Source organism: Sinomonas sp. P47F7 (genome assembly GCF_049332655.1).
GTDB lineage: Bacteria > Actinomycetota > Actinomycetes > Actinomycetales > Micrococcaceae > Sinomonas.
The window spans coordinates 3383390-3410019 of record NZ_CP186327.1 but is presented as its reverse complement, the minus strand read 5'-3'; the positions used below and the strand labels follow the sequence as shown (position 1 = coordinate 3410019).

Annotated in this window: 18 protein-coding genes; 15 read left to right on the top strand and 3 right to left on the bottom strand. The window is 68.7% G+C overall.

Features of this window, described 5'->3' with window-relative positions; genetic code table 11:
- Positions 1–44 precede the first annotated feature (44 nt).
- The 7 genes from nusG (at position 45) to rplL (ending at position 6004) form a co-directional block, all read left to right on the top strand.
- Positions 45–938, top strand: coding sequence for a transcription termination/antitermination protein NusG (gene nusG / locus ACOKR1_RS15970; protein WP_422933922.1), 894 nt, complete (start codon positions 45–47; stop codon positions 936–938).
- 132 nt (positions 939–1070) lie between these two features.
- Complete coding sequence (gene rplK, locus ACOKR1_RS15965; protein WP_077490622.1) at positions 1071–1502, top strand: 50S ribosomal protein L11; 432 nt, start codon at positions 1071–1073, stop codon at positions 1500–1502.
- A 112-nt stretch (positions 1503–1614) separates the two neighbouring features.
- Complete coding sequence (gene rplA / locus ACOKR1_RS15960; protein ID WP_415856380.1) at positions 1615–2322, top strand: 50S ribosomal protein L1; 708 nt, start codon at positions 1615–1617, stop codon at positions 2320–2322.
- A gap of 136 nt (positions 2323–2458) precedes the next feature.
- A complete protein-coding gene (locus tag ACOKR1_RS15955) occupies positions 2459–3544 on the top strand; it encodes a GNAT family N-acetyltransferase (RefSeq protein WP_422933921.1) in 1086 nt (361 codons plus the stop codon).
- Complete coding sequence (locus ACOKR1_RS15950) at positions 3541–4764, top strand: hypothetical protein (protein WP_422933920.1); 1224 nt, start codon at positions 3541–3543, stop codon at positions 4762–4764. The genes ACOKR1_RS15955 and ACOKR1_RS15950 overlap by 4 nt, the downstream gene beginning before the upstream one ends.
- 234 nt (positions 4765–4998) lie before the next feature.
- Positions 4999–5556, top strand: coding sequence for a 50S ribosomal protein L10 (rplJ, locus tag ACOKR1_RS15945; RefSeq protein ID WP_422933919.1), 558 nt, complete (start codon positions 4999–5001; stop codon positions 5554–5556).
- A gap of 73 nt (positions 5557–5629) precedes the next feature.
- Complete coding sequence (rplL, locus tag ACOKR1_RS15940) at positions 5630–6004, top strand: 50S ribosomal protein L7/L12 (protein WP_422933918.1); 375 nt, start codon at positions 5630–5632, stop codon at positions 6002–6004.
- A gap of 176 nt (positions 6005–6180) precedes the next feature.
- Here rplL and ACOKR1_RS15935 read toward each other — a convergent pair whose 3' ends face one another.
- Entirely contained in the window at positions 6181–6663 is a 483-nt protein-coding gene (locus ACOKR1_RS15935; protein WP_422933917.1) for an aminoacyl-tRNA deacylase, read from the bottom strand.
- A gap of 4 nt (positions 6664–6667) precedes the next feature.
- Positions 6668–7861 carry an acetyl-CoA C-acetyltransferase gene (locus ACOKR1_RS15930; protein WP_422933916.1) on the bottom strand — a complete coding sequence of 398 codons (1194 nt, stop codon included), beginning with the start codon at positions 7859–7861 and terminating at the stop codon, positions 6668–6670.
- 396 nt (positions 7862–8257) lie between these two features.
- Here ACOKR1_RS15930 and rpoB point away from each other — a divergent pair, with 396 nt between their 5' ends.
- From rpoB to ACOKR1_RS15890, 8 genes are all read left to right on the top strand, one after another.
- A complete protein-coding gene (rpoB, locus tag ACOKR1_RS15925) occupies positions 8258–11758 on the top strand; it encodes a DNA-directed RNA polymerase subunit beta (RefSeq protein WP_422933915.1) in 3501 nt (1166 codons plus the stop codon).
- 51 nt (positions 11759–11809) lie between these two features.
- Positions 11810–15712, top strand: coding sequence for a DNA-directed RNA polymerase subunit beta' (locus tag ACOKR1_RS15920; RefSeq protein WP_422933914.1), 3903 nt, complete (start codon positions 11810–11812; stop codon positions 15710–15712).
- A 375-nt stretch (positions 15713–16087) separates the two neighbouring features.
- Positions 16088–16462, top strand: a complete 375-nt coding sequence (gene rpsL / locus ACOKR1_RS15915) for a 30S ribosomal protein S12 (protein ID WP_043119407.1) — start codon at positions 16088–16090, stop codon at positions 16460–16462.
- On the top strand, positions 16462–16932 hold the full coding sequence (gene rpsG / locus ACOKR1_RS15910) for a 30S ribosomal protein S7 (protein ID WP_415854810.1): 471 nt from the start codon (positions 16462–16464) through the stop codon (positions 16930–16932). Before rpsL ends, rpsG begins: the two co-directional genes overlap by 1 nt.
- 76 nt (positions 16933–17008) lie before the next feature.
- On the top strand, positions 17009–19123 hold the full coding sequence (gene fusA, locus ACOKR1_RS15905; RefSeq protein WP_422933913.1) for an elongation factor G: 2115 nt from the start codon (positions 17009–17011) through the stop codon (positions 19121–19123).
- Between the two features lie 206 nt (positions 19124–19329).
- On the top strand, positions 19330–20520 hold the full coding sequence (tuf, locus tag ACOKR1_RS15900) for an elongation factor Tu (protein ID WP_415854812.1): 1191 nt from the start codon (positions 19330–19332) through the stop codon (positions 20518–20520).
- A gap of 150 nt (positions 20521–20670) precedes the next feature.
- The gene (locus ACOKR1_RS15895; RefSeq protein WP_422933912.1) at positions 20671–24846 is read left to right on the top strand and encodes a hypothetical protein; all 4176 of its coding nucleotides are present in this window, start codon (positions 20671–20673) and stop codon (positions 24844–24846) included.
- A gap of 47 nt (positions 24847–24893) precedes the next feature.
- Positions 24894–25019 (top strand): hypothetical protein, encoded by a 126-nt coding sequence (locus tag ACOKR1_RS15890; protein ID WP_422933911.1) that lies wholly within the window; start codon positions 24894–24896, stop codon positions 25017–25019.
- 35 nt (positions 25020–25054) lie between these two features.
- On the opposite strand, the gene ACOKR1_RS15885 is transcribed toward ACOKR1_RS15890, so the two are convergent.
- Positions 25055–26530, bottom strand: coding sequence for a glycoside hydrolase family 1 protein (locus ACOKR1_RS15885; RefSeq protein WP_422933910.1), 1476 nt, complete (start codon positions 26528–26530; stop codon positions 25055–25057).
- Between the last annotated feature and the right edge of the window lie 100 nt (positions 26531–26630).

Here is a 26630-nt window from a genome sequence, read left to right as displayed (position 1 = left end):
GTGCGGATTCGCATTTAAGTCGCAAGAGGAGATCAGGAGACTAAGTGTCTGAGCACGAGCTCGAGAGCGAAACCGAGCGCGAGGCCCCGGCCCCCGAGGCCGCGGTCTTCAGCGACGCTGCCCCGGTGCCCGCGGCGGCGCCTTCGGCGTCCGACGCCGAGCCCGCGTTCGACGACGAGGACTCCAGCCAGGAGCAGCCTGTCTCCGATGAGGCAGAGCCCGCTGACGAGGGAGAGTCTGCCGACGAGGCAGAGCCTGCCGACGAGGGCGAGGCCGCCGAGTCGGACTCGGACGAGGCGCCGGAGGACCCCGCCGAAGCAGCCGCCAAGGCCGCGGAGGAGTTCAAGTCGAAGCTCCGCCGTCAGCCGGGCGACTGGTACGTGATCCACTCCTACGCCGGCTACGAGAACCGCGTGAAGGCGAACCTCGAGACGCGCATCCAGACCCTGGACATGGAAGATTTCATCTACGAGATCCAGGTCCCGATGGAGGAAGTCGTCGAGATCAAGAACGCGCAGCGCAAGATCGTCAAGCGCGTCCGGATCCCCGGCTACGTCCTGGTCCGCATGGATCTCACGGACGCGTCGTGGGGCGCCGTCCGTCACACGCCGGGCGTGACGGGTTTCGTGGGCAACGCCCACAACCCGGTCCCGCTCCGCCTCGATGAGGTCTTCACGATGCTCGCCCCCGTGTTCGAGCAGGAGCAGCTGGCCGAGGCCAAGGCGTCCGGGAAGCCCGGTATCCGTCAGCCCGTCGCTCCCGTCAACATCGACTTCGAGGTCGGCGAGTCGGTCATCGTCAAGGAGGGGCCGTTCGAGACCCTTCCGGCGACGATCTCGGAGATCAAACCCGAATCCCAGACCCTCGTGGTGCTTGTCTCGATCTTCGAGCGCGAGACGCCCGTCACTCTCGGGTTCAACCAGGTCTCCAAGATCTGATGCACAATTGAGAATTCGCCCCGTGGCCGGCCCGCTTTGCCGGCCCCGGGGCGGCCGACTGTCTAGCCAGGGCAGTCACCACCTGGACGGCGCTCCTGCTGCCCAGGAAGCAATGGAAGAAAAGGATCCTCAATGGCTCCCAAGAAGAAGGTCACCGGCCTCATCAAGCTGCAGATCCAGGCAGGCGCCGCCAACCCGGCCCCGCCGATCGGTCCCGCGCTTGGTCAGCACGGCGTCAACATCATGGAATTCTGCAAGGCGTACAACGCCGCGACGGAATCCCAGCGTGGCAATGTCATCCCCGTGGAGATCACGGTCTACGAAGACCGCTCCTTCACGTTCATCACCAAGACCCCGCCGGCCGCCGAGCTCATCAAGAAGGCTGCGGGCGTCCAGAAGGGCTCCGCGACCCCGCACACGGTGAAGGTGGCCAAGCTCACCGACGCTCAGGTCGAGGAGATCGCGAAGACCAAGCTCGAGGACCTCAACGCGAACGACGTCGAGGCCGCGAAGAAGATCATCGCGGGCACCGCTCGCTCGATGGGTATCACCGTCGAGGGCTGAGGCCCTCGACCACCTAACTAAAGAACGACGACGGCGCTTCCCGCCGGCGTCAGTGGCAAGGGCCGAGCGCGGCCCACTGAGACCACAACTGCACAAGGAGATTGAGAGCAGCATGGCAAAGCGCAGCAAAGCATACGAGGCGGCAGCCGCGAAGATCGAGGACGGCAAGCTCTACGCCCCGGCCGACGGCATCGCCCTCGCCAAGGAGATCAACCCGTCGAAGGCGGACGCCACCGTCGAGGTCGCCTTCCGTCTCGGCGTCGACCCGCGCAAGGCGGACCAGATGGTCCGCGGCACGGTCAACCTCCCGCACGGCACCGGCAAGACCGCCCGCGTCGTCGTCTTCGCGACGGGCGACAAGGCCGCGGCCGCCGAGGCCGCCGGTGCCGACGTCGTCGGTTCGGACGACCTCATCGAGCGCATCCAGGGCGGGTGGACGGACTTCGACGCCGCCGTCGCGACCCCGGAGCTCATGGGCAAGGTCGGCCGCCTCGGTAAGATCCTCGGCCCCCGCAACCTCATGCCGAACCCCAAGACCGGCACGGTGACCCCCGATGTGGCGAAGGCCGTGACGGAAATCAAGGGCGGCAAGATCGACTTCCGCGTCGACAAGCACTCGAACCTGCACTTCATCATCGGCCGGACCTCGTTCGAGGCCCGCCAGCTGGCCGAGAACTACGCGGCCGCGCTTGACGAGGTGCTCCGCCTCAAGCCGGCCGCCTCGAAGGGCCGCTACATCCAGAAGGCGACCGTCACCACGACGTTCGGCCCGGGCGTTCCCATGGACCCGAACGTCACGCGCGTGCTCCTCGAGGGCTGAGGCTCTCGAGCGGCGGGCTAGCCCGCTCCCTCGCTGGCTAGCCCGCCCACCCGGCCTTGACGCCCCCTCCCGTTCGCGGGAGGGGGCGTTGCTCTTTGCATTGCACTTTGTCCGCGCCGTCCGTGAGACTGGGCGCATGAGCGCCCAGTACCGAGTCCAGCGGCTTCGCCTGCCTGACTCGCTGCATGGGACCGACGCCACCGAATTCCTCGAATTCTCCGAGCTCACCGACGCGGTCGAGCGGCAGATTTGGGGTCACGAGGACCGCTGTTCGCCGCCCGAGTTTAGGCTCGGCGTGTGGCGCGACACGCGCTATGAGCTCACTTCCCTGTTCTTCGTGCGCGATGGCGCGCGCATGGTCGGCAGGGGCTGGTGCCAGCTGGCGCTCCTGGAGGACCGCGACCGCGCGAGCGTGCGGGCGGAGGTCCTCGACGAGTGCGCCGGGCGGGGGATCGGGCGCCTCCTGCTGGCCGCGGCGACTGAGGAGGCCGCGCGCCACGGCCGCACGCTGCTCAACACGTTCACCGAGCATCCGGTGGGTTTCGATGCCCAGGCCCCGGACGCCGTCGTCCCTTCGACGGGGACCGGCGCCCTCCCTGCGGCCGCGCGCTCAGTGCGGTTCGCGCGCGCGGCGGGGTTCGAGCTGAGCCAGGTCGAGCGCTTTAGCGAGCTCGTGCTTGCCGAGCACGACGGCGGGTGGCCGGCCCTCGAGGCGGCCGCGGCGACCGCGTCCGGCGACTATGACGTGCTCGTGTGGGAGGGCGTCCCCGCTGAGCACCGGGCCGAGATGGCGGCCCTCCTGGGGCGGATGTCGACCGACATCCCGTACGGCGTGGATCGCTACGAGGCTGCGGCGTGGGACTCCGAGCGCGTCGCCGCGCTGGAGGAGCAGCTCGCCGAGGCGGGCACGCTCCCGCTGTACGCGGTGGCCCGGCACCGCGCGAGCGGTCGGCTCGTCGCGTACACCGCGCTGTGGGTCCGCGCGAGCAAGCCGGACGTCGCAGACCAGGACGACACCCTCGTGGTCGTCGAGCATCGCGGGCACTCGCTTGGCCTGCGCATCAAGCTGGCCAATCTCGCGGCGTATAGGCAGCGCTTCCCGGGCGCCCGCAAGGTCGTGACGTTCAACGCGGAGGAGAATCGCCACATGCTCGCCATCAACGAAGCCCTCGGCTTCCGGCCGGCGGGGTACGACGGCGAGTGGTTCCGGAGGCTCGCATGAGCGTTGAGTCTCGGCGTACCAAGGCCGCTGGTCGGGGGGAGGAGCGCACGTCAAGGCTCGCGCGCGCGGCACGGACCGTGCGCCGCCGCGAGCGCCCACGGCCTGCCGCGGAGAACTCGGCGGCCCGCACGGAGGCGCGCGCTGCGCAGGCGGCGGGCCTCGCCGTCGTCGTGAGCTTCGTCGTCGCGCTCGTCGCGTTTGCGGGGCGCCGTCCCGCACTCTCGGGCGATCACGGCGTGGGCGACGTCGCGGCGACCGTCGGCGGCATTGTCGCCCTCCTCGTCCTCCCGGTCGCGTATCGGCACACCTACGATCACCCGCAGCACCATTGGCTTGCCGAACGGCCCGCCTGGCGCCGGTATATCGGCGTCGTGGCCCTTGCCGCGGCGCACGGCGCGATCGCCTACATGGCGACGTGGGCGGGGTTCCGCATCTTTCAGGGGACGTTCAACGGGCTCACGATCGACGCCTTCGCCGGCGCCTTGGCGACCGCCGTCGTGGGCGGTCTCGCGGCATACGCGACGTACCAGTCCGGCGCGCGCATGAACAGCTATCTGCTCTCGAACTTTCTCGCGACCTACCTCGCCGCCGGCGTCCTGACCTCGATGGTCACGACGATCAACTCCAATTGGTGGGAGGTCAACTTCAGCGTCCTGGGGGCCCGGGACAGCGGAATGGCCTCGTGGACGTTCAACCTCACGCTCATCACCTCGGGGATCGTCATCACGATGCTCGCCGAGTACGTCACGCGTGACATCCAGGCGCTCGCGGCCTATCGGGAGGACCGCCCGGCCGAGGAACGCCGGGGCTCGGCGGCGATGGTCCAGACCAGGCCGATTCTGGTGTGCCTCGTGCTCATCGGGGTCTTCCTGGCGGGCACGGGGCTCGTCCCGGTGGACTTCTACATGCCCGCCCACAACTCGATGGCGACGGCGATGAGCGGCGCCTACACCATCCTCGTCCTGTTCCTGCCGTGGTGGCTGCCGGGGCTGAGCCGGACGTTCCACGTGACCGGGTTTGCGATGCTCGGTGGGGCGATCCTCGCCGTCTTCCTGTGGTTCCCGTTCGGCTACTACAACATGACGGCCATGGAGTTCTTCGTGGCGGGCGTGATCCTCGCGTGGCTCGTCCTACTCATCCGCAACGTCGCTGCCGCGCTCGAGGATGCGCGGCGGGATGCCCTGGGGAGGCGGGTTCCGGAGGAGCGGACCGAGCCCTGATTTGGCGATCGCGGGCGCGTCCCCTACTCTAGAAAGACCAAAGACCGCCGGTCGCTGGTTGTCGTGCGCTCAGCACGGATCCAGCTTAAGGTCCCCGGAAGGGGCGGCCTGCGCAGGTGAGCGAGCGAAAGCTCCGGTGGGTTTGCCCGCCGGCCCTCTACGCCCCGTGCATCTGCGCGGGGCGTTCGTATTTCCGGGACCGAGTATCGGCCTAGATTCCCCGGAAGGAGGGTTATGGCAACGCCTACCAAGGTGGTAGCTGTCGAGGAGATCACCAAGGATTTCCAGGAGTCGTCAGCCGCAGTCCTGACCGAATACCGTGGGCTCACCGTCGCCCAGCTCAAGAAGCTGCGTCGCGCGCTCGGCCAGGACAACACGTTCTCGGTCGTGAAGAACTCCCTGGCCGCCATCGCCGCGAAGGAGGCTGGCGTCGACGCATTCGACGGTCAGCTTGCCGGACCGACCGCGATCGCGTTCATCAAGGGTGACGCCGTTGCGGCCGCGAAGAGCCTGACCGACTTTGCCAAGGAGAACAAGCAGCTGGTCATCAAGACCGGCTACTTCGAGGGTAAGGCGCTCGATGCGAACGAGGTGGCCGCTCTGGCCGCCCTGGAGTCCCGCGAACTGCAGCTCGCGAAGGTTGCCGGCGTCCTCAAGGCGCCCATGGCCGCCGTCGCGCGCGTTCTCGACGCCCTGTGCGTCAAGCTCGAGGAGGAGAGCGGCGCTCCGGCCGCTGCTTCCGAGGCTCCGGCCGCCGAGGCGCCTGCCGAGGCCGCTGCCGAAGAGAACTGATCTCTTCCCCCACCTAGACACTCGGCGCGCCGTGGGAATCCCGGCCGCGCCACCGAATGAAAGGACGCCACCCATGGCGAAGCTCACCCAGGACGAGCTGATTGAGGCCTTCAAGGAGCTCACCATCATCGAGCTCTCCGAGTTCGTGAAGAAGTTCGAGGAGGTCTTCGAGGTCACCGCTGCTGCCGTGGCCGTTGCCGGTCCCGCCGCTGCGGAGGCCGCTGCCGAGGAGGAGAAGACCTCGTTCGACGTCATCCTCGAGGCTGCCGGCGACAAGAAGATCGCGGTCATCAAGGAGGTCCGCTCGCTCACGTCGCTCGGCCTCAAGGAGGCCAAGGACCTCGTCGACGCCGCTCCCAAGGCTGTCCTCGAGGGCGCCACCAAGGAGGCGGCGGAGAAGGCCAAGGAGGTCCTCGAGGCCGCTGGCGCTCGCGTCACCCTCAAGTAAGCTCCGAGCTTGCCGAGGCGAGCGCGTTGCTCCGCAACGCATCGCCCAGCCGAAGGGCCCCCGGTTCCGTTCAGGAACCGGGGGCCCTTCCCGTTGCGGGGTCCTTGGCGGAGTGTTGTGGGGTCCTTGGCGGGGTGTTGCGGGGTCCTTCGCGGAGGGGACGGGACCCCGCAACCTCAGAGCGGGTCGCTGATGTCCGCGACGGTCGCGCCGAGAGAGCGGAACAGTTCGCCCGCGTCCACGAACGCGCTCCGGCCGTGCGCCCCCGCGCCCATCGAGATCCGCCTGGAGATGCTCTCGTCGGCGTAGACGGGCCACGCCGTCGTCGAGCCCAAGGGCGTGATGGTCCCGCGCTCGTAGCCCGTCGCCTCGAGCGCGACATGCGCGGGCGGCATCGACAGCCGATTGACGCCGAGGAGCTTGCGCAGCTTGGGCCACGAGATCTGCCGGTCGCCCGGGATGAGCGCGAACAGGAAGCTCCCGTCGGGGTGCTTCACGACGAGCGACTTCACGATCTCGCGGGGCTCGATCCCGAGGATGGCCGCGGCCTCCTCGAGGCTCTTGGCACGTGCGCGCTCGGCGACGTCGACCGCGAGGCCGCGCGCGGCGGCGTCGTCCAGGAAGCGTCCGTGCCCGCCGTCGTCCGCCCGCTCTGCCACCGCGTCAGTCCCTGTAGAGCAGGAGCGCCTCGCCCTGCCCGCCGCCGCCGCACAGCGATACCGCCGTCTTGCCCGAGCCGCGCCGCGCGAGCTCGAGGGCCGCGTGCCCCGCGAGCCGCGCCCCGGACGCCCCGATGGGGTGACCGAGGGCGATCGCGCCGCCGTGGATGTTGGTCCTCTCGAGCGGGTACTTGAGCTCCTTGAGCGACTGCACCGCGACCGAGCCGAACGCCTCGTTGATCTCGATGAAGTCGAGGTCCTCGGTGGTCCAGCCGGCGCGGCCGAGCGCGTTGGCGATCGCGTTCGCGGGCTGCGAATGCAGCGAGTTGTCCGGCCCGGCCACCTGCCCGGGCTTGCCGACGACGGCGAGCCACGCCAGTCCGTGTTCCTCGGCGTACGCGCGGCTCGTGAGGACGAGGGCGGCGGCGCCGTCGGAGAGCGGCGAGGAGTTCCCGGCCGTGATGGTGCCGTCCGAGGCGAACGCCGGCTTGAGCGGGGCGAGCGTTTCGACGGTCGTGTTGAGGCGGACGCCCTCGTCCGTCGTGACAGCGATCGGATCGCCCTTGCGCTGCTTGACGGACAGGGGCGCGATCTCGTCGTCGAAGACTCCGTCCTTCTGCGCTCGCGCCGCGCGCTGGTGCGAGGCCGCCGCGACCTCGTCCTGGGAGCGCCGGTCGATGCCGAGCGTGAGGTTCCGGGTCTCCGTCGAGAGGCCCATCGACTGGCCGTCGAACGCGTCGGTGAGCCCGTCGTGGGCGGCGACGTCGAGTGCGCTCACGGTCCCGTACATCCAGCCTTGGCGCGAGCCGGGCAGGACGTGCGGCGCGCGGCTCATGGACTCCTGGCCGCCGGCGACGACGACCGTCGCGTCGCCCGCGCGGATCAGGCGGGCCGCGTCGATCACTGCTGTGAGGCCCGAGAGGCAGACCTTGTTGATCGTCACGCACGGCACGCTCCACCCGATTCCGGCGGCGATCGCGCTCTGGCGAGCTGGGTTTTGCCCCGCGCCGGCCTGGAGGACCTGGCCCATGATGACCGCGTCCACGGCGTCGGAACCGACGCCGCTCCTGGCGAGGGCGGCCTCGATCGCGCGGGCGCCGAGGTCGACGGCGGTGAACGTCACGAGTTGGCCGTTGAGGCGGCCAAAGGGGGTGCGGGCTGCGGAGAGGATGACAACTTCGTCGGTGCCGGTGCTCATGGCAACTCCTGTCGCGTCGGCTTGGTTCTCGCGGAGCCAGTGCCCGCGAGGGAGGCCGCCGGGCGGCGGGCCCTCCTGTGTTCAGGCTACCGCCGTTCCGCGGGACGGGCGCCCGCGGATGCCGGCGCCCCGCGCGGTGCGGGCCGGGTGTACAGTGTGTGCCGTGACCACGCCGCAGCGCGTCCGGATCGGGGCACTTGACCGGGCTCGAGTTGTGCGCTAGACACGCGTGCCTGAAGCAGTTATGCTGGATCTTTGCGTTCTCCCTTTCTGACCTCCAGCCTTCATATAGCGGTGGGCTCGTGGGCGGTCGCCCCTTTAACAGAACAGTTGTTGGGCGGCTGCACGGTTGGGGGAGGGTGCGGACAATCCTGAAGGTCTGTGGAAGGATCCCTCTTGGTCGCCTCGAGCACCTCTGATACCCAAACCGCTAACACCGACGGCGCACGCAGCCGGCTCTCATTCGCTAAGATCCACGAGCCCCTCGACGTCCCGAATCTCTTGGCCCTCCAGACCGAGTCCTTTGACTGGCTCGTGGGCAACGAGCGCTGGCAGGCCCGCGTTGCGAAGGCCTCCGCTGAGGGCGACGCGAGCGTTGCGACGACGTCTGGTCTCTCCGACATCTTCGAAGAGATCTCCCCGATCGAGGACTTCCAGGGCACCATGTCCCTGAGCTTCTCCGATCCGGAGTTCGCGGACCCGAAGTACACCATGGAGGAGTGCAAGGAGCGCGACGCGACTTACTCGGCCCCGCTGTATGTCAAGGCCGAGTTCATGAACAACAACACGGGCGAGATCAAGCAGCAGACCGTGTTCATGGGCGACTTCCCGCTCATGACCGAGAAGGGCACGTTCGTTGTCAACGGCACCGAGCGCGTCGTCGTCTCGCAGCTCGTGCGTTCTCCGGGCGCATACTTCGAGCGGACCGCGGACAAGACGAGTGACAAGGACATCTTCACGGCGAAGATCATCCCCTCGCGCGGTGCGTGGTTCGAGCTTGAGATCGACAAGCGCGACCAGGTCGGCGTCCGCCTCGACCGCAAGCGCAAGCAGTCGGTGACGGTTCTGCTCAAGGCGCTCGGCTGGACCGAGGGCCAGATTCTCGAGCAGTTCGGCGAGTACGACTCGATGCGCGCTACGCTCGAGAAGGACACGACCGAGACCCGCGAGGACGCCCTCCTCGACATCTACCGCAAGCTTCGCCCGGGCGAGCCGCCCACGGTCGAGGCCGCGCAGTCGCTCCTCGACAACCTCTACTTCAACGCGAAGCGCTACGACCTCGCCAAGGTTGGTCGCTACAAGATCAACCGGAAGCTCGGCATCGACCGTCCGCTCTCGGACCGCGAGGCGTCCGTCCTCCACATCGAGGACATCGTCGCGATGATCAAGTTCCTCGTCGCGCTGCACGCGGGGGAGAAGTCGATCAAGGGCGCCCGCGATGGCCAGGAGATCGACCTCCGCGTCGAGGTCGATGACATCGACCACTTCGGCAACCGCCGCATCCGCGCCGTCGGCGAGCTCATCGAGAACCAGGTCCGCACGGGCCTGTCCCGCATGGAGCGCGTGGTCCGCGAGCGCATGACCACGCAGGACGTCGAGGCGATCACGCCGCAGACCCTCATCAACATCCGCCCGGTTGTGGCTGCGATCAAGGAGTTCTTCGGAACGTCCCAGCTCTCGCAGTTCATGGACCAGAACAACCCGCTCTCCGGCCTGACCCACAAGCGCCGCCTTTCGGCGCTCGGTCCGGGCGGTCTCTCGCGCGACCGTGCCGGCATGGAGGTCCGTGACGTCCACCCGTCGCACTACGGCCGCATGTGCCCCATCGAGACCCCTGAAGGCCCGAACATCGGCCTCATCGGTTCGCTCGCGTCGTACGGACGGATCAACCCGTTCGGCTTCATCGAGACGCCGTACCGCAAGGTCTCGAACGGCGTCGTCTCGGATGAGGTCGACTACCTCACGGCCGATGACGAGGCCGAGGTCCAGATCGCTCAGGCGAACTCCCCGCTGAACGAAGACGGCAGCTTCGCCGAGGAGACGGTCCTCGTCCGTCAGCGCGGTGGCGGCGGCGAGCCGACCCTGATCCCGGCCGACGAGGTCGAGTTCATGGACGTCTCCCCGCGCCAGATGGTGTCGGTCGCTACGGCCCTCATCCCGTTCCTCGAGCACGACGACGCCAACCGCGCCCTCATGGGTGCGAACATGCAGCGCCAGGCCGTTCCGCTCGTCCGCTCCGAGGCGCCGTTCGTCGGCACCGGCATGGAGCGCTCGGCGGCGGTTGACGCGGGCGACGTCGTCGTGGCGGCGAAGGCGGGTGTCGTCACCGAGGTCTCGGCGGACCTCGTCGTGGTCCTCAACGACGACGGCACGGAGACGAACTACCGCATCGGCAAGTTCGACCGTTCGAACCAGGGCAACTGCTACAACCACCGCGTCCTCGTCAACGAGGGCGACCGCCTCGAACTCGGCGGCATCATCGCCGACGGCCCGGCGACGGATCAGGGCGAGCTCGCGCTCGGCCGCAACCTCCTCGTCGCGTTCATGTCGTGGGAGGGCCACAACTTCGAGGATGCGATCATCCTCTCGCAGCGCCTCGTGGCCGAGGACGTCCTGTCCTCGATCCACATCGAGGAGCACGAGATCGATGCCCGCGACACGAAGCTCGGTGCCGAGGAGATCACGCGGGACATCCCGAACGTCTCCGAGGAGGTGCTCGCGCAGCTCGACGAGCGCGGCATCATCCACATCGGTGCCGAGGTCGAGGCCGGCGACATCCTCGTGGGCAAGGTCACCCCGAAGGGCGAGACCGAGCTCACCCCGGAGGAGCGCCTCCTGCGCGCGATCTTCGGCGAGAAGTCGCGCGAGGTCCGCGACACGTCCCTCAAGGTCCCGCACGGCGAGTCCGGCACGGTCATCGCCGTGCGCGTCTTCGACCGCGAGAACGACGACGAGCTGCCCCCGGGCGTCAACCAGCTCGTCCGCGTCTACGTGGCCGCGAAGCGCAAGATCACCGACGGCGACAAGCTCGCCGGCCGCCACGGCAACAAGGGCGTCATCTCCAAGATCCTGCCCGTGGAGGACATGCCGTTCCTCGCGGACGGCACGCCGGTCGACGTCGTGCTCAACCCGCTTGGTGTTCCGGGCCGCATGAACGTGGGGCAGGTCCTCGAGACCCACCTCGGGTGGGTCGCGAAGACCGGCTGGAAGATCGAGGGCGAGCCCGAGTGGATCAGCGGCCTGCCGAACATGCCGCGCGAGACCGGTCCCAACCAGAAGCTCGCGACCCCGGTGTTCGACGGCGCGCGCGAGGAAGAGATCGCGGGTCTGCTCGACTCGACGAACGTCACGCGTGACGGCGACCGGCTCATCAACTCCTCGGGCAAGGCCCAGCTGTTCGACGGCCGCTCCGGCGAGCCGTTCCCGGACCCGATCTCCGTGGGCTACATGTACATCCTGAAGCTCCACCACCTCGTCGACGACAAGATCCACGCTCGGTCGACCGGCCCGTACTCGATGATCACCCAGCAGCCGCTCGGTGGTAAGGCGCAGTTCGGTGGCCAGCGCTTCGGCGAGATGGAGGTGTGGGCGCTCGAGGCCTATGGCGCGGCGTACACCCTGCAGGAGCTCCTCACCATTAAGTCCGACGACATCCACGGACGTGTGAAGGTCTACGAGGCAATCGTCAAGGGCGAGAACATCCCCGAGCCGGGCGTTCCCGAGTCCTTCAAGGTCCTCATCAAGGAAATGCAGTCCCTGTGCCTGAACGTGGAGGTCCTTTCCACCGACGGCCAGACGATCGAGATGCGTGACTCTGACGATGCGGTGTTCACCGCTGCGGAGGAACTGGGCATCGACCTCTCCCGCGACGAGCCCAGCTCCGTCGAAGAGGTCTAGTCCTCGCGCACCGGCAGACGAACGACTTAGAACGAGAGAACAGGGACCACATTGTCCAGTGAATCCTCCTTCGGCCTCATGCAGATCGGCCTCGCGACCGCGGAAGACATCCGCACCTGGTCGCATGGTGAGGTCAAGAAGCCGGAAACCATCAACTACCGCACCCTCAAGCCCGAGAAGGACGGCCTCTTCTGCGAGAAGATCTTCGGCCCGTCCCGTGACTGGGAGTGCTACTGCGGCAAGTACAAGCGCGTGCGCTTCAAGGGCATCATCTGCGAGCGCTGTGGCGTCGAGGTCACGCGCGCCAAGGTGCGCCGCGAGCGCATGGGCCACATCGAGCTCGCCGCTCCCGTGACCCACATCTGGTACTTCAAGGGCGTCCCCTCGCGTCTGGGCTACCTCTTGGACCTCGCCCCGAAGGACCTTGAGAAGGTCATCTACTTCGCCGCGTACATGATCACGAGCGTCGACGAAGAGCGCCGCCACGACCAGCTCCCGAACCTCCAGGCCGAGCACGACCTCGAGAAGAAGCAGCTTGTCGACGCACGCGATTCGGACATCGCCGCCGTGGCCCGCGACCTCGAGGAGGACCTCGCGAGGCTCGAGGCCGAGGGTGCCAAGGCCGCGGACAAGAAGAAGGCCCGCGACTCGGCCGACAAGACGATGGCGACCATCCGCAAGCGCGCGGATGCCGACATCGAGCGCCTCGAGGCCGTGTGGGATCGCTTCAAGAACCTCAAGGTCGCCGACCTCGAGGGCGACGAGGCGCTCTACCGCGAGCTCCGCGACCGCTACGGCATGTACTTCGAGGGCTCGATGGGTGCAGAGGCGATCCAGCGTCGTCTCCAGTCCTTCGACCTCGAGGCCGAGGCCGAGCTGCTGCGCGAGATCATCCAGAACGGCAAGGGTCAGCGGAAGACCCGTGCGCTCAAGCGCCTCAAGGTCGTCAGCGCGTTCCTCACGACGGACAACAAGCCGCAGGGCATGGTCCTCGACGCCGTCCCGGTGATCCCGCCGGAGCTGCGCCCGATGGTCCAGCTGGACGGTGGCCGCTTCGCGACCTCCGACCTGAACGACCTGTACCGTCGCGTGATCAACCGCAACAACCGCCTCAAGCGGCTCCTCGACCTCGGCGCGCCCGAGATCATCGTGAACAACGAGAAGCGCATGCTTCAGGAGGCTGTTGACTCGCTGTTCGACAACGGCCGCCGCGGCCGCCCGGTCACGGGCCCCGGCAACCGTCCGCTCAAGTCGCTCTCCGACATGCTCAAGGGCAAGCAGGGCCGGTTCCGCCAGAACCTCCTCGGCAAGCGCGTCGACTACTCGGGCCGTTCGGTCATCGTCGTCGGCCCGCAGCTCAAGCTGCACCAGTGCGGCCTGCCGAAGCAGATGGCGCTCGAGCTCTTCAAGCCGTTCGTCATGAAGCGGCTCGTGGACCTCAACCACGCGCAGAACATCAAGAGCGCGAAGCGCATGGTCGAGCGCTACCGTCCGCAGGTCTGGGACGTGCTCGAGGAGATCATCACGGAGCACCCGGTGCTGCTCAACCGCGCACCTACCCTCCACCGCCTCGGCATCCAGGCGTTCGAGCCGCAGCTCGTCGAGGGTAAGGCCATCCAGCTGCACCCGCTCGTGTGCGCGGCGTTCAACGCCGACTTCGACGGTGACCAGATGGCCGTGCACCTGCCGCTGAGCCCCGAGGCCCAGGCCGAGGCCCGCATCCTCATGCTGTCCTCGAACAACATCCTGAAGCCGTCGGATGGCCGACCGGTCACGCTGCCGTCGCAGGACATGATCATCGGCCTGTACCACCTCACCACCAAGCGTGAGGGTGCAGCGGGCGAGGGCCGCGTGTTCTCCTCGGTCCCCGAGGCGATCATGGCGTACGACAACCGCGAGCTGCACCTCAACGCGCAGGTCAAGATCCGCCTCGAGGGCTTCGTCCCGTCGGCGGCTCGCCCCGCGGCCGAGGGCTGGGAGCCCGGCGAGCCCGCGCTCGTCGAAACCTCGCTCGGCCAGGTGATCTTCAACGAGACACTGCCCGCGGACTACCCGTGGGTCGAGTCTGTGGCCGACAAGGGCCAGCTTTCGAAGATCGTCAACGATCTCGCGGAGCGCTACCCGAAGGTCGTCGTCGCGGCAACCCTCGACAACCTCAAGGATGCCGGTTTCCACTGGGCGACCCGCTCGGGCGTCACGGTGGCCATCTCGGACATCGCCGTGCCCGAGGCGAAGCCGGCCATCCTGGCCGGTTACGAGGACCGCGCGGCGAAGATCCAGAGCCAGTACGACAAGGGTCTTATCGACGACGAGGAGCGCCGCTCCGAGCTCATCGAGATCTGGGACAAGGCGACCACCGAGATCGCTGGCGTCATGCGCGAGTCCATGCCGAAGATGAACACCATCAACCGCATGGTCTCCTCGGGCGCTCGTGGTAACTGGATGCAGGTTCGTCAGATCGCCGGTATCCGTGGCCTCGTGGCCAACCCGAAGGGCGAGATCATCCCGCGCCCGATCAAGTCCTCGTACCGTGAGGGCCTGTCGGTGCTCGAGTACTTCATCGCCACGCACGGCGCGCGGAAGGGTCTGGCCGACACGGCTCTCCGTACGGCCAACTCGGGTTACCTGACGCGTCGTCTCGTGGACGTCTCGCAGGACGTGATCGTGCGTGAGGAGGACTGCGGCACCGAGCGTGGCCTCATGGTCCCGATCGCGACCGCGGACCTCAACGGCGAGCTCATCCGTGAGGAGAACGTCGAGAACACGGCGTACACACGTACCCTCGCGGTCGACGTCGCTGACTCGGCGGGCAACGTGCTCGCCGAGGCGGGCGCCGATCTGGGCGACGTGCTCATCAACCGCCTCATCGAGGCGGGCATCACCGAGATCCGCGTTCGCTCCGTCCTGACCTGCGAGTCCGCGGTCGGGACGTGCGCGAAGTGCTACGGCCGCTCGCTCGCGAGCGGCAAGCTCGTGGACATCGGCGAGGCGGTCGGCATCATCGCCGCGCAGTCGATCGGTGAGCCGGGCACGCAGCTCACGATGCGTACCTTCCACACCGGTGGCGCGGTCTCGGCGTCCGGTAGCGAGGACATCACGCAGGGTCTGCCCCGTATTCAGGAGCTCTTCGAGGCGCGCACCCCGAAGGGTGTCGCCCCGATCTCCGAGGCCGCTGGCCGCGTCTCGATCGAGGACACGGAGAAGCAGCTGCGGATCGTCCTGACGCCCGACGACGGCACGGAGGAGATCGCCTACCCGGTGTCTCGCCGTGCGCGCCTCCTCGTCGAGGAGGGCGACCACGTCGAGGTCGGGCAGAAGCTCGTCAACGGCCCGGTCGACCCGAAGCAGGTGCTCCGCATCCAGGGCCCGCGCGAGGCGCAGAAGTTCCTCGTCGACGAGGTCCAGGGCGTGTACCGCTCGCAGGGCATCGGCATCCACGACAAGCACGTGGAGGTCATCGTCCGGCAGATGCTGCGTCGCGTCACGGTCATCGAGTCCGGCGACACGGACCTGCTTCCGGGCGAGCTCGCCGAGTCGCGCCGCTACCGCGACGAGAACCGCCGCGTGGTGTCCGAGGGCAAGCGGCCGGCCTCTGGCCGTCCGGAGCTCATGGGCATCACCAAAGCGTCCCTCGCCACGGAGTCCTGGCTCTCGGCCGCGTCCTTCCAGGAGACCACCCGCGTCCTCACGCAGGCGGCCATGGAGGCGAAGAGCGACCCGCTGCTGGGCCTCAAGGAGAACGTCATCATCGGTAAGCTCATCCCCGCCGGCACCGGTCTGCCCCGGTACACGGAGATCGCGGTCGAGCCGACCGAGGAGGCCAAGGCGACGCTCTTCACCGGCCCGAGCGCGTTCAGCGACTTCGCGTACGACCCGCTGAATGGCGACGGCGTGCAGGAGTTCCACGCGATTCCGCTCGACGATTACGACCTGGGTGGCGGCGACTACCGCTGACGTCCCCGCCGTCGTCGTCCTCTCCTGAGACGGACGACGGCGGCGCTCCCCATCGGCGCGGCCGGCACCCTTTCGGGGGTGCCGGCCGCGCGGCCGTGGGGGCACGACCGCCGGTTAGGGAGCTCACCGCCGCGCGTGCTACCATTTTCACGATTGTTTCTGTGTGGCAGAGGATGATGGCCGACGGTGCGGGAGCACGGTCGGGGCCTGTTTCCGGGTTGCGGGGTAAATGCGCGACAAATGCCACACTTTCGCACGCCTACGGTCGAACACGCCGCAGCGGGTGTGAATCGACCGTCAATGCTCGTCGCGGCACGCCCGGCCTTTGGGTTGGCGTGCCCAGGCGAAAGTCAACGAAGTACGGAGAACACGAAAGTGCCTACTATTCAGCAGCTGGTCCGCAAGGGCCGCACGCCGAAGGTCTCCAAGACCAAGGCTCCTGCCCTGAAGGGCAGCCCCATGCGCCGCGGCGTGTGCACGCGTGTGTACACGACCACCCCGAAGAAGCCGAACTCCGCCCTCCGCAAGGTCGCGCGTGTCCGCCTCAACGGTGGTGTCGAGGTCACGGCGTACATCCCGGGCGTCGGCCACAACCTGCAGGAGCACTCGATCGTGCTCGTGCGCGGCGGCCGCGTGAAGGACCTCCCTGGCGTCCGCTACAAGATCGTCCGCGGCGCGCTCGACACGCAGGGCGTCAAGAACCGTCAGCAGGCCCGCAGCCGCTACGGCGCGAAGAAGGAGAAGAAGTAATGCCTCGCAAGGGTCCTGCGCCGAAGCGCCCGCTCGTCGTCGATCCGGTCTACGGTTCGCCGCTCGTCACGCAGCTCATCAACAAGGTCCTCGTGGATGGCAAGAAGTCCACGGCCGAGCGCATCGTCTACGGCGCCCTCGAGGGTGCCCGCCAGAAGACCGGCGGCGACCCCGTCGCGATGCTCAAGAAGGCCATGGACAACGTCCGTCCGACCCTCGAGGTCAAGTCCCGCCGCGTCGGTGGCGCGACCTATCAGGTTCCGGTCGAGGTCAAGCCGGGCCGCGCGACGGCTCTCGCCCTCCGCTGGCTCGTGGGCTACTCCAAGGCCCGCCGCGAGAAGACCATGACCGAGCGCCTCCAGAACGAGATCCTGGATGCCTCGAACGGCCTCGGTGCCGCGGTCAAGCGCCGCGAAGACACGCACAAGATGGCCGAGTCGAACAAGGCCTTCGCTCACTACCGCTGGTAAATGCTTCATTCGCCGCTGGCCCCACGAGGGCCGGCGGCGAATGCGCAGCCAACAAGGGAAAACATAGGGAGACACCGTGGCACTCGACGTGCTTACCGACCTCAGCAAGGTCCGCAATATCGGCATCATGGCGCACATCGATGCCGGCAAGACCACCACGACCGAGCGCATCCTCTTCTACACGGGCGTGAACCACAAGATCGGCGAGACGCACGACGGTGCTTCGACGACCGACTGGATGGAGCAGGAGAAGGAGCGCGGCATCACCATCACGTCTGCCGCCGTGACCTGCTTCTGGAACCAGAACCAGATCAACATCATCGACACCCCCGGTCACGTTGACTTCACGGTCGAGGTCGAGCGCTCCCTGCGCGTGCTCGACGGCGCCGTCGCTGTCTTCGACGGCAAGGAGGGCGTTGAGCCGCAGTCGGAAACGGTGTGGCGCCAGGCTGACAAGTACGACGTGCCGCGCATCTGCTTCGTCAACAAGATGGACAAGCTCGGTGCCGACTTCTACTTCACGGTCGACACGATCGTGAAGCGTCTCGGTGCGAAGCCGCTCGTCATGCAGCTTCCGATCGGTTCGGAGAACGACTTCGTCGGTGTTGTCGACCTGCTCACCATGAAGGCCCTCGTGTGGCCCGGCGACGCCAAGGGCGACGTGACCATGGGTGCTGCCTATGAGACCCGGGAGGTGCCCGCGGACCTACTGGAGCGCGCCGAGGAGTACCGCCACCAGCTCGTCGAGACCGCCGCTGAGGCGTCCGAGGAGCTCATGGAGAAGTACCTCGAGGGCGAAGAGCTCACGGTCGACGAGCTCAAGGCGGGCATCCGCAAGCTCACCGTGAACTCCGAGATCTACCCGGTCTTCTGTGGTTCGGCGTTCAAGAACCGCGGTGTCCAGCCCATGCTCGACGCTGTCATCGACTACCTCCCCGCCCCTCTCGACGTGCCGGCCATGATCGGTCACGACCCGAAGGACGAGTCGATTGAACTCTTCCGCAAGCCGAGCGAGGAGGAGCCGTTCTCGGCCCTCGCGTTCAAGATTGCGGCGCACCCGTTCTTCGGCCAGCTCAACTTCATCCGCGTGTACTCCGGCAAGGCGACGTCGGGCATGCAGGTGCTGAACTCGACGAAGGGCAAGAAGGAGCGCCTCGGCAAGCTCTTCCAGATGCACGCCAACAAGGAGAACCCCGTTGAGGAGCTCCACGCTGGCCACATCTACGCCGTGATCGGCCTCAAGGACACCACGACTGGTGACACGCTCTGCGACATGAGCAAGCCGATCGTCCTCGAGTCGATGACGTTCCCGGAGCCGGTCATCTTCGTGGCCATCGAGCCGAAGACGAAGGGCGACCAGGAGAAGCTCTCGACCGCGATCCAGAAGCTCTCCGCTGAGGACCCGACGTTCACCGTCTCCCTCAACGAAGAGACCGGCCAGACCGAGATCGGCGGCATGGGCGAGCTCCACCTCGACATCCTCGTGGACCGCATGCGCCGCGAGTTCAAGGTCGAGGCGAACGTGGGCAAGCCTCAGGTCGCGTACCGCGAGACCATCAAGAAGAAGGTCGAGAAGGTCGACTTCACGCACAAGAAGCAGACCGGTGGTTCGGGCCAGTTCGCGAAGGTCCAGGTCACGTTCGAGCCGCTCGACACGTCCGAGGGCACGTTCTACGAGTTCGTGAACGCCGTCACGGGTGGCCGCGTCCCGCGCGAGTACATCCCGTCGGTTGACGCGGGCATCCAGGACGCCATGCAGTTCGGCATCCTCGCCGGCTACCCGATGGTCGGCGTGAAGGCGTCCCTCACCGACGGCGCTTACCACGACGTCGACTCCTCGGAAATGGCGTTCAAGATCGCCGGTTCGCAGGTCTTCAAGGAAGGCGCCCGCCGCGCCAACCCTGTTCTCCTCGAGCCGCTCATGGCGGTTGAGGTCCGTACCCCTGAGGACTACATGGGCGACGTCATCGGCGACCTCAACTCCCGCCGTGGCCAGATCCAGTCCATGGAGGACGCGGTCGGCGTGAAGGTCATCCGTGCGCTCGTCCCGCTCTCCGAGATGTTCGGCTACATCGGCGACCTTCGCTCGAAGACCCAGGGCCGTGCTGTCTACTCCATGCAGTTCGACAGCTACTCTGAGGTCCCGAAGGCCGTGGCCGACGAAATCATCCAGAAGTCGCGCGGCGAATAGTTCTGGAAGGCGGTTCGCCTGCCGTCGTTTTTCTGCCGGGCATTTACCTGAGAGAACGACGACGGCGGGCGCCCGCCGCCCCTTGTGGGGCCAGAAGCCCCGCGAATTTTACGAAAGAATCAGCCCCCAAGTAGACTTGCCAAGAGTTTCAGTTGCGACAAGCGCGGCTGGAGGCAGTCTTCTTAAGAACCTTCTAGGAGGAACCAGTGGCGAAGGCAAAGTTCGAGCGGACTAAGCCGCACGTCAACATCGGCACCATTGGTCACGTTGACCACGGTAAGACCACGTTGACCGCTGCCATTTCCAAGGTGCTTGCCGACAAGTACCCGGACCTGAACGAGAAGCGTGACTTCTCGTCGATCGATGCCGCTCCGGAGGAGCGTCAGCGCGGTATCACGATCAACATCGCCCACATCGAGTACCAGACGGAGAAGCGTCACTACGCTCACGTCGACGCTCCGGGCCACGCCGACTACATCAAGAACATGATCACCGGCGCGGCTCAGATGGACGGTGCGATCCTCGTGGTCGCCGCGACGGATGGTCCGATGGCCCAGACTCGCGAGCACGTTCTGCTCGCCCGCCAGGTCGGCGTGCCGTACCTCCTCGTTGCGCTGAACAAGGCTGACATGGTGGACGACGAGGAGCTTCTTGACCTCGTCGAGATGGAGGTCCGCGAGCTCCTGTCCTCGCAGGGCTTCGATGGCGACGACGCCCCGGTCATCCGCGTCTCGGGCCTCAAGGCCCTCGAGGGTGACCCCAAGTGGGTCAAGTCGGTCGAGGACCTCATGGACGCCGTCGACGAGAACGTTCCGGACCCGGTTCGTGACCGCGACAAGCCGTTCCTCATGCCGATCGAGGACGTCTTCACGATCACCGGTCGTGGCACGGTCGTCACGGGCCGCGCCGAGCGTGGCACGCTCGCCCTCAACTCTGAGGTCGAGATCGTCGGTATCCGCCCGGTCCAGAAGACCACGGTTACGGGTATCGAGATGTTCCACAAGCAGCTCGACGAGGCGTGGGCCGGCGAGAACTGTGGCCTCCTGCTCCGCGGCATCAAGCGCGAGGACGTCGAGCGTGGCCAGGTCGTCGTGAAGCCGGGTTCGATCACCCCGCACACTGACTTCGAGGCGAACGTCTACATCCTCTCCAAGGACGAGGGCGGCCGTCACAACCCGTTCTACTCGAACTACCGCCCGCAGTTCTACTTCCGTACCACGGACGTGACCGGCGTCATCACCCTCCCCGAGGGCACCGAGATGGTCATGCCCGGCGACAACACTGAGATGACCGTTGCGCTCATCCAGCCCATCGCCATGGAGGAGGGCCTCGGCTTCGCCATCCGCGAGGGTGGCCGCACCGTTGGCTCGGGCCGCGTTACCAAGATCATCAAGTAACTTCTTGAGGATCGGCCGGCGCTGAGCCGGTACTGAGAAGACCCCGTCGCAGTATTGCGGCGGGGTTTTTTCGAGGCTTATTATTCCAGTGAATGGATTAATGGGGAGCCCGTCCGGCTCCGCACTCTGGGAGGCGAAAGGGGCACACGCATGCCTGATGATGCGGCCTACGAGCGGGGATTCGACGACGGGCGAAGGGCGGGCTTCCTCGAGGGCCATGCCGCCGGATACTTCGAGGGGCATCGCGCGGGCTGGGAGCAGGGCGCGCGCGACGCGGGGGCTGGTTCGCGGGTCGCGCTGCCTGTGCAAGCCGAGCCCCCGATCCAGTCTCCACCGCCCCCAGGAATGGCGCCGCCCGTGCAAGCCCCGCCGCGGCCCGAGCTCGAGCGGGGAAGCGGATTGCCGCCGAGCCGTCACGCCGTCGGCGCGCCAGCCGCAGCGCCGCCGAGCCTCCGGCCGGTGCCTCGCGTGTCCGTTCGTGAGTCCGACGCGCGCCGCCGGGCTCGTCGCATGGTCCAGAACGTGAACATCGCCCTCTACGCCGCAGCCCTGCTCATGGTTGCGGCGGCCGCACTCTTCCTTGCGAGCAGCACGGCTGACTCGGTCCGCCTCGCGGGACTCATCGCGATCACGGGCCTGTTCTATGGCGCCGGCCTGACGGTCCACGCGCGCGTCCCGCGCCTGCGTCCGGCGGCGGTCGCCCTGACTGGCACGGGCCTTGCGCTCCTCCCCGTGGCTGGCCTCGCCGTCGACGTCATCGCCGTGCATCGACCCGCGGTCACGTGGCTCGTGACAAGCCTGGTGGGGCTCATCGCGTTCGGCGCCGCCGCGGTGCGCCTCGAGAGCAGGCTCCTCGTCTACCTTTCGCTGACGTTTGCGTTCTCCGCGGCGTGGTCGGGGGCCACGGCGCTCGGCGGGGCGCTCGCGGCCGACTTCGCGGCGATGCTGGGCCTCTCGGCGGCGCTGGGCGCAGCGGTCGTCCTCAGGCCCCGGTGGATCCCGCCGCTCGTCCTGCGGCCCATCGCGAGGCTTCACCCGTACATCGCGCCGGCGACCTTCCTTGCGGCCACGTTCGCGGTTGGCACGCTCGGGCGCTGGCAGTACGCTCTGCTCGTCTGGGCGCTGTTCGTCTATTTCGGAGTCGCGGCGTTCGTCCGCGGACCCATGGCGCTGCGGCGCACGTCGTGGTGGTCCGCGCGGGCGACGGCGGCCATCGCCGCCGGGACCACCGCCGCCCAGGCGGCGGCCCTCGGGGCGTTCGGCGACCGCGTCGTCGCGTTCGACGCGGGGATGGTCGCGGCCATCGCGGCCACGACGGCGACGATCCTCGCGGTGGGCGCGCTCGAGAAGCGGCTCGCGGCCACGTTCTCCCTGTCCGCCACGAGGCTCCTCGCCGAGCAGGCGGTGGCCGTCGGTGCGCAGTTCGCGCTCCTCGTCGTGCTCGTCGCGGCCGTGTCCCTCCGCGCCGACGCGGAGGCGGGAGCGGTCGCGCTCGCGTTCGCGGCGCTGGTCGCGTCGGCTCAGTTCGTCGCGTGGTGGCACAGGCGTGCGGGGGAGTTCCTTCCGGTGGCGGCGTTCGCCGTCCTGGCGATCGTGCACGAGTTCGTGACCGCGAGCCAGTTCGCCGTGTTCGCGGCCTGGGCTGTCGCGTACTGGCTCATCCGTGCTGTCACCCCGCAGCGAGAGGAGACTGTGGCCCGGGCCGACGCGGAGGGCCCCCGTGCGGGATGGACGCGAGCGCAGCTCGTGGCCGCTGCGCGCTACGCGTCGCTCGTCGCCGTGCCCGCCGTCGTCGACGGCCTGCTGCCCGCCGCGGCCCCCACCGACCGCGCAGCAGCCCTCGCGTCGGCCGTCGCGATGACCGCTTCGGCGCAGCTCGCCCTCACGGCCGTTGTCGCCGCGGTGGGGCGCCGCGAGTTCGCCCGGGACGCGCTCGTCTCGACCATGGCGGCGGGAGCGGCGGTCGCGAGCGCGGTGGTCTGCTTCACCGAGCCTCGTTCCCAGTCCGCGCTGCATCTCGCGGTCGTGATGGTCGCGTGCGCGGCCGCCATCGCAGTCTGGGCTGCCCTCTTTCCCGGCGCGGCCGCGCAGTCCGGTGAGCTCGCGCAACGTGCCCGCGCTGGCGAGATCGTGCCCCCGCTCCTCCTCGCGCTCCTTGCGGTGGGAGCCTTCGAGGCGGATCGCTGGGCCGCGGGGAACGTCTCGCTGACCCTGACCGCCGCGATGCTCGCTGGAGGGGCCGCGAGGTCTGTGGCCCTCACGCGGCGGTGGGTCTACGTGTGGCTCGCGCGGGCCGCGGCGACGTCGCTCGCCGTGACGCTGTTCCACGCCGTGGGGCGCAGCGGCTGGGAGTTCACCGTCGCACGGCAGCCCGTGACCGGCTGGCACGTGCTCGCCGCGGTCCTCCTCCTCCAGCTCGCGGTGCCGCTCGCGGTAGGCGCACGTCGCAAGGATCCCTTTCCTTGGGCCCTCGAGGACGCAGCCGTCGTGGTGGGCGGCGCGGCGCTCGCGGGACTCGCGCTGTGGCCGGCCTCGGCGTACGCCGCGCCGGGCGGCACGGGCCCCGGCCCGCTGACTGCCGCAGTCGTCGTCGGCCTCGCGGCGGGGTCGGCGCTCTCCGGCGCAGTGCTGCGCGCACGAGTCGAGGCCCTCTCGCTCGCGTGGGCCGGCCTCGTCGTGGCCGCGCTCCTTTCCGGCGGCGATGCACGGGTCCTCGAGGTCGTCGTGGGGCTCGCGGCGGCGTACAGCGCGATCATGGTGTGGCTTGCCCCTGGCACGGCCGCGCGAGGCATTCATCTTCTGGCGGCCCGGGCGCTCCCGCTGCTCCTCATGGCGCTCGTGGTGCATGACGCGACGGCGTCGACGAGCGCGGTGAGCGTGGCCCTCGCGCTCGGGCTCGCCGCGCAGCACGCCGTCCGCCGGGCGCTGCGGGGAAGGGCCGCGGGGCTTCCGTTCCAGGAAATCGCGTACTGGAGCGGGCTCGCGGCACAGCTCGCGCTGCCGATCGTGTACCTCGCGACGCCGTCCGGAGAGCCCGGTGGCGGCAGATGGGTCCTCCTTCTCGAGGCGGCGCTCGCGGTCGCGAGCGTCCTCGCGACCGTTCGGGGGCGTCCGCTGGCCGGGCACGTAGGCGTTCTGGCCGCGCTCCTGGGGATTGTCTGGGCGGGGCCCGCCGTTCGTTTCCCAGCGGGGCAGGCGCTCTCGGCGCCCCTCCTGAGCGGCACCGGGCTCGCCATCCTGCTCTCCCTCCTCGCCGCCGGCCATGCTGTGGGTCTGGCCCGCTGGGAGGGGCGCGCTGAGCATGGCGGCCCGGTTCGAACCGGACCCTCGGCCCTGCCGTGGGCGTGGACATCGGGCGGGGCGGCGTTCGCTGTGTCTGCCGCGATCGCGGGGCTCCGCGAGGAGCCGTGGGCCTTCGGTGTCGGGCTCGGGGCGTGCGCGGCGGTCTTGATCGTCGCGAGCTGGTCGTGGCAGGGCGCGGCGGGCGTGGCCGCGACGGCGTTCCCCCTCGGCGCCCTGGCCGCACTTGCGGCGGGGACCGCCGTGGGCCACAGCGTCTTCGCGCACGAGCCGTTCCCATGGAACGAGGCGATGCCCGCCCTCGTGGGCGGCCTCGTACCCGCCGCCTGCGGAGTGGGGCTGCGGTGGATGGGGGCGCGAGCGTACGACGGCGCGGATCTCGCGGCGCCGCTGAGGGGCCTCGCGCTCGAGCCGGTCCGGCGGTGGTCAGTGGCGGGCGTCGCGGGGCTCGCGCTGCTCCTCGCCGCGCGCTCGGCGTGGGAGCCGCCGGCCGCCGTCGTCCTCCCCGCCCTCGCCGCCGGGCTTGTGGCGCTCGTCGTTGCCGAGCTCCCCGCGGGGGCGCGGCGGCTCGGCGCAGAACTGGGTGCCCTGCTCGTCGCGGCCGCGCTGCAGCGTTCGGTGTTCGCGGGGCACGGCCCGGTGAGCCTGTTCTGGCTCGCCCAGTGGTACGTCGTGGTAGGCGCGGTGGTAGCGGCCGCGCGCTACTACGGGGGCCAGCGCCTGCCAGCCATGGTGTGGCTCGGGGCCGCGGCGGGTCTTGCGAGCCTCTCGGGCCTCGCGGCCGCCCTGACCGCCGATATGCCGCAGCAGGTGTGGCTCCTGGTCGCGTTCGCCGTTCTGACTGCCGCGGGACTCATGGTCGGAGAGCGTGTGTTCACGCTCTGGGGCGCCGCCGGCGTGCTGGTCTGCGTCCTCTGGGCCGTCCGGGCCTACCCCTACCTCCTGCTGGCCATCCTGGGGCTCGCGCTCATCGGGGCTGCCGTGTGGTGGCTCGCGCGCACGCCGCGCGGCACGCTGCTACCGTAGAGAACGCCGGGCTCCCGCCGCCCGGTGCACCCGAGGGAGGACCCGTCGTGGCCTGGATCATTGTCATCGCGCTCGTCATTGTGGTCGTCGCCGGCTACTTCAGCATCCGGAAGAACTTCAAGAACGAGATCGATCGCGCCAAGCGCATCCGCCGCGCCAACCGCGGCGAGTAGCCCCCGCCGTCGTCCGCTCGTGCCGAGGCGCTCGCTCAGGTGCGCGCGGCGCGCCGGGCCGCGGCGCGCCGGGCCGCGGTGAGCCTACGAAGCCACTCGAACGAGGCCTTCGGGGTGCGCTTGAGCGTGTCGAAGTCCACGTGGACGAGCCCGAACCGCTGCGAATACCCGGCCGCCCACTCGAAGTTGTCCAAGAGCGTCCACACGAACCATCCCGCGAGCCGCACGCCCTCTGCGGGGCCCCCAGGCCGGACCGCGAGCAGCGCGGCCTCGAGGTGGGAGGCGAGGTAGTCGATCCGCTGGCGATCATCGAGCTCGCCGTCCACGCGATCCGGTTCGGGGAAGCTCGCCCCGTTCTCCGTCACGACGACCGGCGGGAGGGCCGAGGCGTAGCGCGTGTGCAGCTCGGCGAGCTGTAGCGCGATGTGCTGGGGTGCGATGGGCCAGCCGAAGCCCGTCCGCGGGTATTCCGGGAAGTCGGCGAGGTGGAACGGCAGGCGCGTGAGCGCGGGCGGATGGCTGCCGTGCTCCGCGGGCGAGCCGCTCGGATTGGACCCAGGCCCCGTTCCGAGGCCGCCTGCCGCGACCCGCACGGGGTAGTAGTAGTTGAGCCCGTAGAAGTCGAGCGGCTGCCGGATCGCGGCGAGGTCCCCGGGCCGGATCGCGGCGGCGAGCGGGCGGAAGTCCGTCCGGGCCAGCCACGGGATCCGTGGATAACGTCCCAGCAGCACGGGGTCCGCATAGAGCCTGTTGAAGATGAGGTCGAAGACGCCCGCGTGCGCGCGGTCGAGCGGGCGCCGCGACTTCGGGAACACCGGGGCGTGGAGGTTCGTGATGCCGATCCCGCCGCGCGCCCCCGACGCCCGTAGCGCCTGGACCCCGAGCCCGTGCGCGAGGAGCTGGTGGTGCACCGACGGGAGGGCGTCGAAGAGGAGCTCGCGGCCCGGCGCGTGGACGCCGAGGCCGTAGCCGTTGAGCGTCACGGTGACGGGCTCGTTGACCGTGATCCATCGCGCCACGCGGTCGCCCAGGCGCCGGCCTGCCTCGGCCGCGTAGTCGGCGAACCGCTGCGCCGTCTCGCGGGCCAGCCAGCCGCCGTCGTGCTCGAGCGGCAGGGGAGTGTCCCAGTGGTACAGGGTCACGACGGGTCGCACGCCCGCCTCGAGCAGGAGGTCGACGAGCCGCTCGTAGAACGCCCAGCCCTTCTCGTTCCACGTGCCGCGGCCGTCCGGCTGGACGCGCGGCCACGCGATCGAGAGCCGGTACGCGTCGACGCCGAGGCGCGCGATGAGCGCCACGTCTTCCGTGAGGCGGTGATAATGGTCTGCGGAGACCGCGGGGGAGTCGCCGTTGGCGATCGCGCCCGGCCGCCGGGCGAAGTCGTCCCATCCGGACGGGCCGCGCCCGTCGTCGCCGAGCGCACCCTCGATCTGGAACGCCGCGGTCGCGACGCCGAGCAGGAAATCCGGTGGGAGCAGTGCGGCCAGACGTTCGACGGCGGGGCGCGGCATGCGCCTATCATCGCGCCGCGCGCACGGATTGGCCATCCATGCAGATGTCTGGCACACTAGATGAGTTGTTCAAGCGCTCCTTCGCGTCCCGATCCGGATA

Excerpts from the sequence above, each read along its gene's own strand:
- rplK (WP_077490622.1), top strand. The coding sequence starts at position 1,071 with ATGGCTCCCAAGAAGAAGGTCACCGGCCTCATCAAGCTGCAGATCCAG.
- rplA (WP_415856380.1), top strand. The coding sequence starts at position 1,615 with ATGGCAAAGCGCAGCAAAGCATACGAGGCGGCAGCCGCGAAGATCGAG.
- ACOKR1_RS15955 (WP_422933921.1), top strand. The coding sequence starts at position 2,459 with ATGAGCGCCCAGTACCGAGTCCAGCGGCTTCGCCTGCCTGACTCGCTG.
- ACOKR1_RS15950 (WP_422933920.1), top strand. The coding sequence starts at position 3,541 with ATGAGCGTTGAGTCTCGGCGTACCAAGGCCGCTGGTCGGGGGGAGGAG.
- rplJ (WP_422933919.1), top strand. The coding sequence starts at position 4,999 with ATGGCAACGCCTACCAAGGTGGTAGCTGTCGAGGAGATCACCAAGGAT.
- rplL (WP_422933918.1), top strand. The coding sequence starts at position 5,630 with ATGGCGAAGCTCACCCAGGACGAGCTGATTGAGGCCTTCAAGGAGCTC.
- ACOKR1_RS15930 (WP_422933916.1), bottom strand. The coding sequence starts at position 7,861 with ATGAGCACCGGCACCGACGAAGTTGTCATCCTCTCCGCAGCCCGCACC.
- rpsG (WP_415854810.1), top strand. The coding sequence starts at position 16,462 with ATGCCTCGCAAGGGTCCTGCGCCGAAGCGCCCGCTCGTCGTCGATCCG.
- ACOKR1_RS15895 (WP_422933912.1), top strand. The coding sequence starts at position 20,671 with ATGCCTGATGATGCGGCCTACGAGCGGGGATTCGACGACGGGCGAAGG.
- ACOKR1_RS15885 (WP_422933910.1), bottom strand. The coding sequence starts at position 26,530 with ATGCCGCGCCCCGCCGTCGAACGTCTGGCCGCACTGCTCCCACCGGAT.